Source organism: Bradyrhizobium sp. SZCCHNR3119 (genome assembly GCF_032487775.1).
Lineage (GTDB): Bacteria > Pseudomonadota > Alphaproteobacteria > Rhizobiales > Xanthobacteraceae > Bradyrhizobium.
In genome coordinates, this window is the sequence record NZ_JAUEUV010000001.1 from 2857897 (window position 1) to 2871871 (window position 13975).

Sequence of the window (13975 nt, forward strand, 5' to 3'; positions counted from 1 at the left end):
ATGGCCGGCGGTGCAAATGGCAGCGCGAACGGCGCGCCCGCAACGAACGGGAAAGCCTATCCGATCGAGGATCATACCTACGACGTCGTGGTGATCGGCGCCGGCGGCGCCGGCTTGCGCGCCGTGGTCGGCTGCAGCGAGGCGGGCCTGCGCACCGCCTGCATCACCAAGGTGTTCCCGACCCGCTCGCATACGGTGGCGGCACAGGGCGGCATTTCCGCTTCGCTCGGCAACATGCATCCGGACGATTGGCGTTGGCACATGTACGACACCGTCAAGGGGTCGGACTGGCTCGGCGACCAGGATGCGATCGAATACATGGTGCGCAATGCGCCCGAGGCGGTCTACGAGCTCGAACATTGGGGCGTGCCGTTTTCGCGCACCGAGGACGGCAAGATCTATCAGCGCCCGTTCGGCGGCATGACCTTGGATTACGGCAAGGGCCAGGCGCAGCGCACCTGCGCCGCCGCCGACCGCACCGGTCACGCCATGCTGCACACGATGTACGGCCAGGCGCTGCGCCATGCCGCCGAGTTCTACATCGAATTCTTCGCTATCGACCTGATCATGGACGATCAGGGGGCTTGCCGCGGCGTGATCGCGCTCAAGCTCGACGACGGCACTCTGCACCGTTTCCGCGCCCAGACCACCATTCTCGCGACCGGCGGCTATGGCCGCGCCTTTGCCTCCTGCACCTCGGCGCACACCTGCACCGGCGACGGCGGCGCGATGGCGCTGCGTGCCGGCCTGCCGCTGCAGGACATGGAGTTCGTGCAATTCCATCCGACCGGCATTTATGGTTCGGGCTGCCTGGTCACCGAGGGCGCTCGCGGCGAAGGCGGCTACCTCGTCAATGCCGAAGGCGAGCGCTTCATGGAGCGCTATGCGCCGTCGGCCAAGGACCTGGCCTCACGCGACGTGGTGTCGCGGGCGATGACCATCGAGATCCGCGAAGGCCGCGGCGTCGGCAAGAAGAAGGACCACATCTTCCTGCATCTCGACCATCTCGATCCGAAGGTGCTGGCCGAGCGTCTGCCCGGCATCTCCGAATCGGCGAAGATTTTCGCCAATGTCGACGTCACGCGCGAGCCGATCCCGATCGTGCCGACCGTGCACTACAACATGGGTGGCATCCCGACCAACTATCACGCCGAGGTGCTGACCAAGAAGGATGGCGACGACAACGCCGTGGTGCCCGGCCTCATGGCCGTCGGCGAAGCGGCCTGCGTGTCCGTGCACGGTGCCAACCGTCTCGGCTCCAATTCGCTGATCGACCTCGTCGTGTTCGGCCGCGCTGCCGCGCTGCGTCTCGCCGAGAAGCTCACCGCCAACGGCAAGCAGCCGGATCTGCCGAAGGACTCGGCCGACAAGGCGCTCGGGCGCCTTGACCGCTTCCGTTATGCCTCCGGCGGCACTCCGACCGCGAAGCTGCGCGAGAGCATGCAGCATGTGATGCAGAACAATTGCGCGGTGTTCCGCACCGGCGAGGTGCTGCAGGAAGGCCATAACCTGATCCATAAGGTCTATGGCGGCATCGGCGACATCGCGATCTCGGACCGCTCGCTGGTCTGGAATTCCGACCTGGTCGAGACCCTGGAGTTCGACAATCTGATCGCGCAGGCGGTGGTGACGATGGACTCGGCGGCCAACCGCACCGAGAGCCGCGGCGCGCATGCGCGCGAGGATTATCCGGACCGCGACGACAAGAACTGGATGAAGCACACCCTGGTGTGGATCGATCGGGACGGCAAGACCACGATCGATTACCGCCCCGTGCACAGCTACACCATGACCAACGATGTGCAGTACATCCCGCCCAAGGCGCGGGTCTATTGATCGCGCGCGTACTGATTACATCCCGGACAACCAAGAAGGCCTTTCGAAATGGCTGAGTTCGCACTTCCGAAGAATTCGCAGATCACCGGCGGCAAGACCTGGCCGAAGCCGGCTGGCGCCACCGAAGTCCGCGAGTTCAAGGTGTATCGCTGGAATCCGGACGACGGCAAAAACCCGAGCATCGACACCTATTACGTCGACGTGAATGATTGCGGCCCGATGGTGCTCGACGGCCTGATCTGGATCAAGAACCACATCGATCCGTCGCTGACCTTCCGCCGCTCCTGCCGCGAGGGCGTGTGCGGCTCCTGCGCCATGAATATCGATGGCCAGAATACGCTCGCCTGCACCAAGTCGATGCACGAGGTGAAGGACAGCGCGGTGAAGGTCAACCCGCTGCCGCATCAGCCGGTGGTGAAGGACCTGGTGCCCGATCTCACCAACTTCTATGCGCAATACGCGTCGATCGAGCCCTGGCTGAAGACGACTACGCCGACGCCGCAGAAGGAATGGCGACAGAGCCATGAGGACCGCGAGAAGCTCGACGGCCTTTATGAGTGCATCCTCTGCGCCTGCTGCTCGACCTCCTGCCCGAGCTATTGGTGGAACAGCCAGCGCTATCTCGGACCGGCGGCGCTGCTGCAGGCGAACCGCTGGGTCAAGGACAGCCGCGACGAGGCCACCGGCGAGCGTCTCGACAATCTCGAGGATCCGTTCCGCCTCTATCGCTGCCACACCATCATGAACTGCGCCAAGGCCTGCCCGAAGGGCCTCAACCCGGCCGAAGCGATTGCGGAACTCAAGCTGAAGCTGGTCGAGCGGCAGATCTAAGCCGCAGCCCAGACCAGAGCTCCGTCCTCGGAGCCTCATCACACCAGCGCCCTGGCCGATTTACCGGTTCCAGGGCGCTCTCGTCTTTGTGATGAGCTGCGAATTGCGTTAAGCTCCCCGCCGTCGGAGGCTGGGGCGACCGTGCAGCTTGCGCAACGCAATTCCTTGAGACTGCTGCGATGGATGATGGCGGCTTCGCTGGCGCTGCCGATTGCGTTGTTCGCCGTTGCATCCCTTGTCTCCTACGACGCGACGCAGAAAGAAGCCGACCGCGATATCGCGCGTTCGCTCGACGTCGTCCACGAACATGCGCTGAAGGTGTTCGAAACCATCGACCGCAGCCTTGCAGAAACGGACGCGATCATCCGAGACATGCCGGACGCCGAGATCCGGGCACGTGAGCAGGAGCTGTACTTGCGGCTGCGCCGGCTCCCCGAAGCGCTATCGCAGATCAGGTCGGTCTGGGTGTTCGATGCGCAAGGTCGCACCTTGGTCAACAGCCTGGTCTACCCCGCGCCCGCGATCGACTTCTCCGACCGCGACTATTTCAGAGCCCATCTGGGCTCCGACATTGGAACTTTTATCGGAGCGCCGCTGGCGCCGCGTTCGCCGTATCAGGGAGCCCCCTTCTTCGGGGTCAGCCGACGGCGCCACGACGCCAACGGCAACTTCACCGGCGTGATCCTGGCCTCCGTGCTGCCCAACTATTTCGAGCAGTTCTATGCCCGGATCGGACGTGATCCGGGCAGCTATTTTGCGATTCGTCGGGCCGATGGTTCGGCGCTGGTAAGATTTCCGGCCCTGGCCATCAAGCCGGATCCGAGCAATCCGGAAGTTGAGGCGACCGGGAGCCCGTCGGGTCTGATCACGACGACCTCTTCGGCGGACGGCATCGAGCGCCGGATCGGCTATCGGCGGCTGACCGAATATCCAATCTATGTCAGCGCGGGGCTCGAGACTTCGACCATCCGCAGCCGTTGGCTCGGCGCGATCAGCCGCCACCTGATCTTCGGCGTGCCCGCCACCGCGTTCCTGTTCCTGTTCCTCACCTTGGCCTTGCGGCGCACCGAACGGCTGTATGCCGAGGCCGAGCGTCGGCTGGAAGCGGAGCAGGCGCTCAAGCACGGGCAGCGCATGGAGGCGCTGGGGCAACTCACCGGCGGCGTGGCGCACGATTTCAACAATCTGCTCACCGTGATCAGAGCCTCGGCCGACCTGTTGCGCCGGCCCAACCTGCCGGAGGAGCGGCGGCAGCGCTATGTCGATGCGATTTCGGACACGGTCGGGCGGGCCTCGAAGCTGACGGGGCAGCTGCTGGCCTTTGCGCGACGGCAGGCGCTGAAACCCGAGGTCTTCGACATCGGCAGCAGCGTGACGGCGCTGCGCGACATGATCAAGACCCTGGTGGGAACGCGGATCGAGGTCGTCATCGCCCTGGCCGAGGAGCCTTGCTACGTCAGCGCCGACGCCGGCCAGTTCGAGACCGCGCTGATCAACATGGCGGTCAACGCGCGCGATGCGATGGCGGGCCAGGGGCAGCTCACGATCAAAGTCCACGCGGTCGGCGAACTGCCGACACCAGCGGCGCCCCACGAGCGGCCGCCGCTCGGCTACGTCGCCATCGTTGTCAAGGACACCGGCGTCGGCATTCCCGAAGCGCAATTCAGCCGCATCTTCGAGCCGTTCTTCACCACCAAAACCATCGGCCATGGCACCGGTCTCGGCCTCTCGCAGGTGTTCGGCTTCGCAAAACAGTCCGGCGGCGAGATCGCGGTGTCGAGCGAAGTCGGCCGTGGCGCGACCTTCACGCTCTATCTGCCCCGGGCGCCGGCCGCAGTCGGATCGCAGAACGCCCATGCCGGCGAGGGCGCGGCCGTCGGCGGCGATGGCCTCTCGGTGCTGGTGATCGAGGACAATATCGACGTCGGTCGCGCTACGACGGAAGCTCTGTCCGAACTCGGCTATCGCACCATCCTGGTCGACAACGCCAAGGATGCGCTCGAAGAACTGGTCAGTGGCGTGCAGCGGTTCGATGTGGTGTTCACTGACGTCATGATGCCCGGCATGACGGGCCTCGAGCTCGCCGAAGAAGTCCGACGCCTCGATATCGACGTGCCGATCGTACTTGCGACAGGCTACAGCCACATTCTCGCGCAGCAGGGCTTGCATGGTTACGAGCTGCTGCGGAAACCTTATTCGATCGAGGAATTGTCGCGTGTGCTGCACCGTATCGGCTCGCCTTCCAGGCGCCGCGCCGCTCCGACTCCTCCGGCCTCAATGGCGCGCTGAGACCATCCTGCCGAGACATGATTAGGACATCATAGCATCTGAGGATGTCTTCGCGGCTGCGGAGGCCAGGACATCGGAATATCGCTTTCATCAGCGTCTCCGTTTCGCTTTGGGGAAGAACCCGGGAGAGGAAGAGATGACACTGGTGCGGGCACTGGAGTCACGCGCTACTGAGGGCGGCTGGCGTTCGCGCAATGCAACGGCAATGCCGGACGATGATGTGTCCGCACCGCCGTTCGGCGCTTTCGCGCCGAGTTGGGCGCAGGCCGCGGTGATTGCGCTCGCGCACGGCTCCGGGTTGAAGCGTGGCGCGTTTCGTCCGACCTTGTCGCGGCTTCTCAATCTGCTCCGGGCAGGTCCGATCGATGCGAACTACCAGGGCGCATCCTTTCGCTTTCACCACCAGTTCAGCGCGACCGAGCGCGGCGCCCTGTTCAACCCGGACTACGATCGCGCCGAGCTCGACTTTCTGCGTGCGCATGTGCCCGGCGGCGGCGTATTCGTCGATGTCGGTGCCAATGTCGGCACCTATGCGCTGACCCTCGCGCGTCACGTCGGCTCGCGTGGTCGCGTCGTCGCGATCGAGGCGCATCCGGTTGCGCATGCGCGCTTGGCCTTCAATGTCGCCGCATCCGGTCTCACCCAGGTGAGACTGGTTGCCGCGGCCGCATCCGACAGCGACGGCGAGTTGATGATTGCGACGGACGCGGAGAATCTCGGCGCAAGTCGCATAGTGCCCGCAGCGGCGGCGGACCAGGCGTACAAGGTGCGGGCGCTGCGGCTTGCGCGCATCGTCAACGACGCCGGCCTGACCAAGATCCACGCGCTGAAGATCGATGTCGAAGGTTTCGAGGATCGTGTGCTGACCGGCTTCTTTCGCGACGTCGCGCCGGCGTTGTGGCCGCGCGCGATCGCGATCGAGCATCTGTCGCGAAGCGAATGGCGTCAGGATTGCCTCGTCGACATGATCGGTCGCGGTTATCGCGAGGCCGGCAGGACCCGCAGCAACACGCTGTTGTTGCGGGATTGACCGCTCCTCGTTGATTTCGGCCGACCGGCGGGTGGAACATCGCCTGATGGCCCCCGTTATCGCTTCCGAAAGATCGAGGAGCGAAACCATGGCCACCAATGCCGCGCGCGGTCAGGATCGCGCCTGGGACCTGATGAAGAAGATCGGCTTTGCGATGCTGGTGACCCGCGATGGCGAGAAGCTGCGGGCGCGGCCGATGGCCGCCTATATCGAGCGGGACGAGGGCATGATCTACTTCCTGACCGATGCCCGTCGTCACAAGGAGAAGGAGATCGCGCGCGATCCGCACGTCAATCTCGCTTTCGCCGACGCCGGAAGTCAGAAATACGTCTCGCTGACCGGCACGGCAGCAATCTCCAACGATCGCGCCAAGGTTAGGGAGCTGTTCTCAACCCCCGCGAAGGCCTGGCGGGACAGTGCCGATGATCCCAATATTCGCGTCCTGAAGATCACGCCTGATGATGCGGAGTTCTGGGATTCGCCAGGCACGGTCGTCAGTTATGTGAAGATGGCCGCAGCAGCGGTCACCGGCTCTCGGCCTGACATCGGCGATAACCGCAGGGTTGCGATGTGATCGGAATCGAGCCGCCGGAGATTCCACCGGCAACGCCGGGTCGTCCCGCCGAGCCGCCACCGGAGGATCCGGTCGGCAATCCTCAGCCGGAGGTGCCGCCGCCGGTGCGGGAGCCCGACACGCCAACCCCGCCGGACGAGCTGCCCGGCAGCACGCCTGAGGAGGTGCCGGGGCGGGGACCGGCGAGCCCGACCACCCCGAATCCAGCCACGGATTGAACGCGGTTGCGGCGTACAAACGATGTGCGCGCAAGGCGTGCGCCCGGTGCGCGCGCGCTGCAGAGCGGGGCTTTGCAACGCATTGAAATCTATCACTGAATGCAACATGAACAGCAGCGGCGCGAGTGCGCTCATGCGGCAAAATAAATCGGTCGGCCTATTTGAACCGCGCCACAATCCGGCCTAACGCATATTCGTTGATCACGCGCCTCTCACAGAGATCATTCCGGGGAATCGATATCACATGAGCAAACTTCGACTTCTGCTGCTTGCGACGACCGCGATGTCGGCGGCGCAAATGGCAAGCTTCGCGTCCCATGCGCAGACCGCGCCGCTGGTCTTGGCCCAGGCGCAGGGCGAAGTCGGGCCGGATGGCAAGCCGAAGCAGCCTTCACACGGCCAGCCGCCCGCGCCAGGCGCGCAGCCCCAGCGACCGGCGCCCGGAGCTCCCGGCGCCGCGCCGCCGCCTGTAGCTCAACCGCATCCCGCAGCTCCGCCGCCGCCCCCGGCGCCGCCTCCGCATGCTGCCCCGCCGCCGCCAGCTCCTGCGCCGCACGTGGCTCCACCTCCACCTCCACCTCCGCCGCCGCCGGCTCCTGCGCCGCGCGTGGCTCCGCCGCCGCCGCCGCCGCCGGCTCCCGCGCCGCACGTGGCTCCGCCGCCTCCGCCGGCACCGGCCCCACATGTCGCTCCGCCGCCCGCACCTGCGCCGCACGTCGCGCCGCCGGCTCCGAGCGCCGCGCCGCCACAGCATCCGACTCCGCCGGCGCCGCCCGCAGCTGCGCCGCCCGCGCACATGCCGCCGCCGCCGGTGGCCGCCCCGAAGGAGCCGACGCGTCCGGCCGCGCCGCCGCCCCCTCCGCCGGTAGCCGCACCGAGCCATCCGACGCCTCCGTCCCCGCCGCCCGCTGCAGCGCCAAACGCGCCTGGTGGGGCGCCTGTGGCACGTCCCGGCGCGACTCCGACACCCTCGGCGCCGCCCGCTGGCACTACGCCGCCTGCGCATTCGGGGCCGCCCCCGGCAGCAAACCCCCCGCCGCCTGCTCCGTCGGCGGCGGCCGGTGGCCAGCCCCCCGCCCGGCCCGGAGCCGCGCCAGGAACGCCACCCGTAACATCGCCAGGAACGCAGCCGGGAATGCCGCCAGGTACGCCGCCGCGCGGTACGCCGACCCCGCCGGTGGGAACGACAAGCCCGGCTCCGTCGCAGCCGTCGGCTGCTCCCGGCGCGCCGTCTGCCGGACAACCCACGCCGCCGCCGGCCGGTGGTGCGGGATTGGGCGGACATCCTGGATCAGCTCCGGGGGGGCCGCCAGCGCAGCAGGCTCCCGCAGCCCAGCCGCCGGCCGGGCAGAGCGCGTTGCCGCCGGGAGGGCCGCCCGCAATGTCCAATCGTCCGCCGCCGCAGGTCGCCGCTCCCATTCCAGCGCCGCCCCCGCCGACGCCGCAGCAGCTGACGCCGATCGCGCCGGGTGCCCAAGCGCCCGGTCCGCAGCGGCTGGAGGACTTCCGCGCCCAGCGCCGCGAGGTGCAGGAAGGCGGTCGCACCGTGATCTTCGAGCCGGGCCGCGTCATCGTGCGCGATCCGAGCGGTCAGGAGTTCGTGCGGCACGACGAGATCGATCGCTTCCGCTACGGCGCGCGTGACATCCGCGTCCAGGATGTCGGCGGCGAGCGGCGTACCGTCGTCATCCGCCCCGACGGCAGTGAGATCATCACGGTCGCCGCGCCGGACGGCCGGCTGCTGCGCCGCATCCGCCGGGATCCGGGTGGTCGCGAGATCATCATCATCGACAACACCTATCGCGATCCTGACGCGGTCGGCGGCTTCTATGTCGACCTGCCGCCCCCGGTTATCCGCATTCCGAACGACCGCTACATCGTCGACGCGGACGAGGCGTCGCCGGATGTCATCTACGACACGCTGGAGGCTCCGCCGGTGGAGCGCGTTGCGCGGCGCTATTCGCTGGACGAAGTTCGCTACAGCCCGTCGGTGCGGCAGTTGATGCCTTCGATCGACCTCAACACCGTTACTTTCGACACGGGATCGTGGGAGATCAGTCCGGACCAGGTGGCGAAGTTGCAGGTGATCGCGGACGGCCTCAACCGTGCGATCCAGCGCAATCCGCGCGAGGTGTTCCTGATCGAGGGCCACACCGACGCGGTCGGCAACGACACCGACAATCTGTCGCTGTCGGATCGTCGCGCCGAATCCGTTGCAACGCTGCTGACGCAGCAGTTCAACGTGCCGGCGGAGAACCTGACCTCGCAGGGCTATGGCTCGCAATATCTGAAGGAGCAGACCTCCGGCCCCAGTCGGATCAACCGCCGCGTCACCGTGCGCCGCATTACGCCACTGCTGAACGGGGGCCAGGCTTCGCTGCCGCCGCCTCCGCCCGGCATCGCGCCGCCGCGGTAAGCGGAAAGAGCGTCATCGCCCCATACCGGTGCATAGGGCGCAAACAAAACGGCCGGGAGCGATCCCGGCCGTTTTCGCTGATGCAAGCTTGCGCGGGCCGCGCCGCAGTGTGGTTCTGAATCAGCCCTGGCAGCGCGGCGCGAGATTTGCGGAAGCCAGGAAGCGCGCGATCGGATCGAGTTGCCGGCATGGCGCGACGGCCATTTTGGCCGGCTCGGACCCGCTCTTGGAACGAGCATGTGCGGCCGCTTTGGCGCGGCCGGCAGGCCGAACCCGACGCGTTGACCCCGCTCGAAATGTTTCAGTCGTCGGCCGTACGACGGTGGAGAGAATCGGCAACCCGCCGGCGTCATCCGTATTGGCCAGCGGCATTGCCGCGTTGCGATCGGCCTCGGTCAGCGTGTCGATCCCCGGAATGGGGATGCGCTCCAGCGATGCGGTCGCATCGAATTGGCTCTCAGACGAGGCCGACACCGCCGCCGACACCACCTTGGTGGCGAGCAGGCCCGCGATCATCAATAGACAAAGACCGGCAATCCAGATTGTTCTGATCACGACGCGACCCCCGTCCACGACGCGCGCCTGACGTTGCGGAAGAGCCCCTTCCCGCGAACAGCGCTGACCTGTAATCAACCTTAAGAAAGTGTTACCCGCAACGACGCCGTGCGCTTTGCTCGGGTTTGTCGTCGAACGTAGTTAACGCTCGCAATGAGAGCGGCATCGTCGTCCCGCCGCCGCGCCGCCATGAGTTGGTCGGCCGGATGACGCGGGCGGTATTGTTGCCTTCATGAAGCAACGAGACACGGTCTCACCCGCTATTAGTTTCAGGCATCACATAAAGTTATGCGTCGAAACTGGCTGGAAGCGCCCCCGTAGCTTGGCCCGACACGATGCGGGGAAGTCTCTGCAATGACCGCATCGCCGTCGCAGCCAATCTCATGAACACCGGCGTCGCCGGCTGTTCAAACATTCGGGAGCTATCGATGACCAAGCGCATTGCCTTCTTGTCTGTCGCTGCCTTCAGCGCGCTCGCGCTGACGTCCACGCTCGTCGCGCCGGCGCGTGCCGAACAGAAGACCGTGATGGTCGGCGGTGCCGCGATGTATCCCTCGAAGAATATCATCGAGAACGCGGTCAATTCGAGGGACCACACCATGTTGGTCGCGGCGGTGAAGGCCGCCGGTCTCGTCCACACCCTGGAAGGCAAGGGTCCGTTCACGGTGTTCGCGCCGACCGACGCCGCCTTCGGCAAGTTGCCGGCCGGCGCCGTCGACGCACTCGCCAAGCCGGAGAACAAGGCGGCGCTCACCAAGATTCTTACCTATCACGTGGTCGCCGGCAGATACGACGCCTCGGACCTCACGGACGGCAAGATGCTGAAGACCGTCGAGGGCGAGCAGCTCACCGTCAAGCGGAAAGACGGGAAGATCTGGATCATCGACGCCAAGGGTGACGCCTCGATGGTTTCGATCTCCAACGTCCATCAGTCGAACGGCGTCATCCACGTGGTCGACACGGTGCTGATGCCGGCAACGTAACACCGCTGCCGTCCGTTTCCCCCGCCTCACGGATGCGCGGTTGGCGAGCCGGGACAGAGTTCCGGCTCGCCCTTTCGTGATCGTTCTTTTTGTCGCCCCGGCGGAAGACGACGCCAAATTGTTCGTCTTACCGATGGTAACGAAGCGCCAGATGCCGGCGTATAATCGCCAGTAGAGCGGATTTACCTTTGCATCCCCATTGCCAGAGGGGAGCGAATGTTGGCGTCGGAGCACCGGGATGACGTCAATGCGAAACGAATGGAGGCCATCATGTCCAGCCTTGCCGTCACCGAGGGCCACGTCAGCGCAGCACCGGCCGACGCGAGCAGGCCAAAGGTGATCCAGCCGGCCTGGGTCCGCGTGATGCACTGGATCAATGCCGTGGCGATGATCCTGATGATCATGTCGGGCTGGCAGATCTACAACGCCTCGCCCCTGTTCAACTTCCGTTTCGACCACAGCATCACGCTCGGCGGCTGGCTCGGCGGTGCCCTGCTGTGGCACTTCGCCGCGATGTGGCTGTTGATGCTCAACGGCCTCGCTTACCTGATCACGGGGGTGGCGACCGGCCGCTTCCGTAGCAAGCTGTTTCCGATCACGCCCGGGGGCGTGTTCGCCGATCTCAAGGCGGCGCTGAGCTTCAGGCTCGCGCACGACGATCTCACCGTCTACAACTCCGTGCAGAAGCTGCTCTATGCCGGCATCATCCTGGTCGGCGTTGTCGTCGTGCTCTCGGGCCTGTCAATCTGGAAGCCGGTGCAGCTGCACTGGCTGGTCACATTGTTCGGCGACTATCCGACCGCGCGCTATGTGCACTTCGTCTGCATGTCGCTGATCTGCGCCTTCCTGATCGTCCATGTCGCGCTCGCCATCCTGGTGCCGAAGAGCCTGCGCGCGATGATCATCGGGCGCTGACACCACTTCCGAGGAGACAGATCATGAGCCGCATGCGCAAGCTTCTCATCCCCGGCGTCGACAAGAAGCTCCTGGTCAAGGACGCCGCCAAGCTGATGCCCGATCTTACCCGCCGCCGCTTCATCTCGGGCGGCGCGAGCCTCGGTGCACTGACGCTGCTCACCGGCTGCGACGTGCTCGACAGCGACTCGGCCGAGACGCTGCTGGCCCAGATCTCGAAGTTCAACGATGCGGTGCAGGCCCGGCTGTTCGACCCGGATGCGCTGGCGCCGACCTTTCCGGAGAGCATGATTACGAAGCCGTTCCCGTTCAACGCCTATTACGATCTCGACGAGGCGCCGGAGGTCGACGGCGAGGATTGGAGCCTCGAGGTGCGCGGCCTCGTTGACAACAAGAAGTCGTGGAGGCTGGAGGAGCTCTACGCGCTGCCGCAGGTCACGCAGGTGACGCGGCACATCTGCGTCGAGGGCTGGAGCGCCATCGGCTCATGGACTGGCACGCCCCTGCGCGATTTCCTCAAACTGATAGGCGCCGACACACGCGCGAAATATGTCTGGTTCCAGTGCGCCGACAAGGACGGTTACAACTCGCCGCTGGATATGCGCACCGCGCTGCATCCGCAGACCCAGATGACCTTCAAGTTCGCCGACCAGATCCTGCCGCGCGCCTATGGCTATCCGATGAAGATCCGCGTGCCCACCAAGCTCGGCTTCAAGAACCCGAAATACGTGCTCTCGATGGAAGTCACCAACGACTACAAGGGCGGCTATTGGGAGGACCAGGGCTACAATTCGTTCAGCGGCAGCTGATGGCGGCTGTGACTTGAGCGGGGGTATGGCTCTTCTTGCAAGCGATGAGCAGAGCTGTGGCTACGTTCTCCGCCGTCGTTCCGGCGAACGCTGGGATCCATTACCATAGGTCCCAATTATCGTGCGCGGGCTGGGCCGCGTGCCTGTTTCTAACATCACGCGGTATGGGTCCGGCGTTCGCCGGGACGACAGCGAGGGTGTTGATACGCCTGTGAGTTACACGTCCTTCTTCAATTTGCGCTGCATCGCCGACGCGATCGCGCCCGCCAACAGGGTGGCCGCGGAGATGTTCAACGCGTAGCTCAGGCTGCCCATCGCGTCGGTGATCGCACCGACCACGAAAGGACCCAATGTCTGGCCGATGCCGAATGCGATGGTCATCGCAGCGATCGCCGCAGGCCAGGCGGACGGCGGGTAGTTGAGGCGCACGAAAGCGGTGGTTGAGCCGGCCACCGCGAAAAAGGAGACCCCGAACACGACCGCGGAGATGGCGAGCATGGTCGTGGAATGTCCCAGGATCGGCAGTGCTGCACCAACTGCATTGACGGCAAGGACGATTGCAGTGGCGAGCCCGCCGCGGTCCAGCGCTAATGTGCCGCGCCAGACCCAGGGCGTTGCAAAGCCGGACAATCCGATCAGGCTCCAGAATGCAGCCTGCGCGGTTGCGCCGCCGCCGAGATCGCGGACATAGGCGATCATGAACGTCATGTAGGCGATGTAGCCCGCACCGAACAAGAAATAGCCGAACAGATAGATCGCGACTGGCCAGACCGAGAACGAAGCTGCGTCGGCGGCATTAAGGCCGGCCTTGCTTCGGATCGGCGTGAGCAGCAGTGGAATGGTGAGCAGGCTCGATAGCGCCGTCAGCGCCCACCAGACGATCCACCACGACCCGGGGCCGAAGCCCTGCAGAACGAACGGCGCGACCAGACCCGAGGTCAGAATGCCGAGCCCGGGACCGGCGTAGAACAGGCTGAGCAGGAAGCTCGCCCGTTCGGGACGCGATTGCGCGATCTCGGCCGCCAATGCGCCGCCGGCCACGAAGCAGGCCGCAGCCGCTAAGCCGCCGATCAGGCGCGCAAAGCTCAAGACGACGAAATTGCCGGTGATGGCACACAGCGCCAGTGCCGCGAGATTGACCAGCGTTCCTCCGCGCAGCGCAGCCGACCAGCCCACGCGCCTTACCATCCAGGATGCCAACAAGGCCCCGGCGAGATAGCCGGCGGCGTTGATCGTGTTCATGAAGCCGGCCGCCGAATACGACCAATGCAGCGACTCCCGCATGTCCGGCAGGACGAGCGCGTAGGCGAACCGGCCGATGCCGAGGCTGACGGTAGCGCTGAGCGAGAGCGTGAGGATCAGCCGCGCCAGATGGGCGGTCGATGGGGGGTGAGGGCTGTGCAAGGAAATGCTCCGGCGCGCCGATCGCGCGAACGATTGCATGCGTCGACGCTGATGCTGTGGGACGATTATAGCCCTCACGGCCCGCCGTAGAATGCCGGCTGCGGCAATGGTGTCT

12 protein-coding genes are annotated in these 13975 nt (G+C 65.6%); 10 read left to right on the forward strand and 2 right to left on the reverse strand.

All coding sequences use genetic code 11. The annotated features are described in order from the left end of the window. The 7 genes from sdhA to QX034_RS34025 all read left to right on the forward strand — a co-directional run bounded on the left by sdhA (position 1) and on the right by QX034_RS34025 (position 9194). A complete protein-coding gene (sdhA, locus tag QX034_RS13330; RefSeq protein ID WP_315702141.1) occupies positions 1 to 1836 on the forward strand; it encodes a succinate dehydrogenase flavoprotein subunit in 1836 nt (611 codons plus the stop codon). 48 nt (positions 1837 to 1884) lie between these two features. Then, entirely contained in the window at positions 1885 to 2667 is a 783-nt protein-coding gene (locus QX034_RS13335) for a succinate dehydrogenase iron-sulfur subunit (RefSeq protein WP_315702140.1), read from the forward strand. A gap of 141 nt (positions 2668 to 2808) precedes the next feature. Next, complete coding sequence (locus QX034_RS13340; RefSeq protein ID WP_315702139.1) at positions 2809 to 4956, forward strand: ATP-binding protein; 2148 nt, start codon at positions 2809 to 2811, stop codon at positions 4954 to 4956. A gap of 205 nt (positions 4957 to 5161) precedes the next feature. Continuing rightward, positions 5162 to 5986, forward strand: a complete 825-nt coding sequence (locus QX034_RS13345) for an FkbM family methyltransferase (protein ID WP_315703130.1) — start codon at positions 5162 to 5164, stop codon at positions 5984 to 5986. Between the two features lie 88 nt (positions 5987 to 6074). Continuing rightward, positions 6075 to 6560 (forward strand): pyridoxamine 5'-phosphate oxidase family protein, encoded by a 486-nt coding sequence (locus QX034_RS13350; RefSeq protein WP_315728068.1) that lies wholly within the window; start codon positions 6075 to 6077, stop codon positions 6558 to 6560. Then, positions 6560 to 6778 carry a hypothetical protein gene (locus QX034_RS13355; RefSeq protein ID WP_315703129.1) on the forward strand — a complete coding sequence of 73 codons (219 nt, stop codon included), beginning with the start codon at positions 6560 to 6562 and terminating at the stop codon, positions 6776 to 6778. The genes QX034_RS13350 and QX034_RS13355 overlap by 1 nt, the downstream gene beginning before the upstream one ends. A 1381-nt stretch (positions 6779 to 8159) precedes the next feature. Further along, on the forward strand, positions 8160 to 9194 hold the full coding sequence (locus tag QX034_RS34025; protein WP_409977471.1) for an OmpA family protein: 1035 nt from the start codon (positions 8160 to 8162) through the stop codon (positions 9192 to 9194). 120 nt (positions 9195 to 9314) lie between these two features. Here the strand turns inward: QX034_RS34025 and QX034_RS13365 are convergent, their stop codons facing one another. Further along, positions 9315 to 9749: a hypothetical protein gene (locus QX034_RS13365; RefSeq protein ID WP_315728064.1), complete on the reverse strand. Its 435-nt coding sequence runs from the start codon at positions 9747 to 9749 to the stop codon at positions 9315 to 9317. A 428-nt stretch (positions 9750 to 10177) separates the two neighbouring features. Here QX034_RS13365 and QX034_RS13370 point away from each other — a divergent pair, with 428 nt between their 5' ends. From QX034_RS13370 to QX034_RS13380, 3 genes are all read left to right on the forward strand, one after another. Continuing rightward, positions 10178 to 10732 (forward strand): fasciclin domain-containing protein, encoded by a 555-nt coding sequence (locus QX034_RS13370; RefSeq protein ID WP_315702135.1) that lies wholly within the window; start codon positions 10178 to 10180, stop codon positions 10730 to 10732. 270 nt (positions 10733 to 11002) lie between these two features. Further along, positions 11003 to 11647 (forward strand): cytochrome b/b6 domain-containing protein, encoded by a 645-nt coding sequence (locus tag QX034_RS13375; protein WP_315702134.1) that lies wholly within the window; start codon positions 11003 to 11005, stop codon positions 11645 to 11647. A gap of 23 nt (positions 11648 to 11670) precedes the next feature. Further along, positions 11671 to 12456: a molybdopterin-binding protein gene (locus QX034_RS13380; RefSeq protein ID WP_315702133.1), complete on the forward strand. Its 786-nt coding sequence runs from the start codon at positions 11671 to 11673 to the stop codon at positions 12454 to 12456. 216 nt (positions 12457 to 12672) lie between these two features. On the opposite strand, the gene QX034_RS13385 is transcribed toward QX034_RS13380, so the two are convergent. Continuing rightward, positions 12673 to 13860, reverse strand: coding sequence for a YbfB/YjiJ family MFS transporter (locus QX034_RS13385; RefSeq protein ID WP_315702132.1), 1188 nt, complete (start codon positions 13858 to 13860; stop codon positions 12673 to 12675). Positions 13861 to 13975 lie beyond the last annotated feature (115 nt).

What these genes read in the sequence shown, in the direction of transcription:
- sdhA (WP_315702141.1), top strand. Translation starts at nt 1, where the DNA reads ATGGCCGGCGGTGCAAATGGCAGCGCGAACGGCGCGCCCGCAACGAAC.
- QX034_RS13335 (WP_315702140.1), top strand. Translation starts at nt 1,885, where the DNA reads ATGGCTGAGTTCGCACTTCCGAAGAATTCGCAGATCACCGGCGGCAAG.
- QX034_RS13345 (WP_315703130.1), top strand. Translation starts at nt 5,162, where the DNA reads ATGCCGGACGATGATGTGTCCGCACCGCCGTTCGGCGCTTTCGCGCCG.
- QX034_RS13350 (WP_315728068.1), top strand. Translation starts at nt 6,075, where the DNA reads ATGGCCACCAATGCCGCGCGCGGTCAGGATCGCGCCTGGGACCTGATG.
- QX034_RS34025 (WP_409977471.1), top strand. Translation starts at nt 8,160, where the DNA reads ATGTCCAATCGTCCGCCGCCGCAGGTCGCCGCTCCCATTCCAGCGCCG.
- QX034_RS13370 (WP_315702135.1), top strand. Translation starts at nt 10,178, where the DNA reads ATGACCAAGCGCATTGCCTTCTTGTCTGTCGCTGCCTTCAGCGCGCTC.
- QX034_RS13375 (WP_315702134.1), top strand. Translation starts at nt 11,003, where the DNA reads ATGTCCAGCCTTGCCGTCACCGAGGGCCACGTCAGCGCAGCACCGGCC.
- QX034_RS13380 (WP_315702133.1), top strand. Translation starts at nt 11,671, where the DNA reads ATGAGCCGCATGCGCAAGCTTCTCATCCCCGGCGTCGACAAGAAGCTC.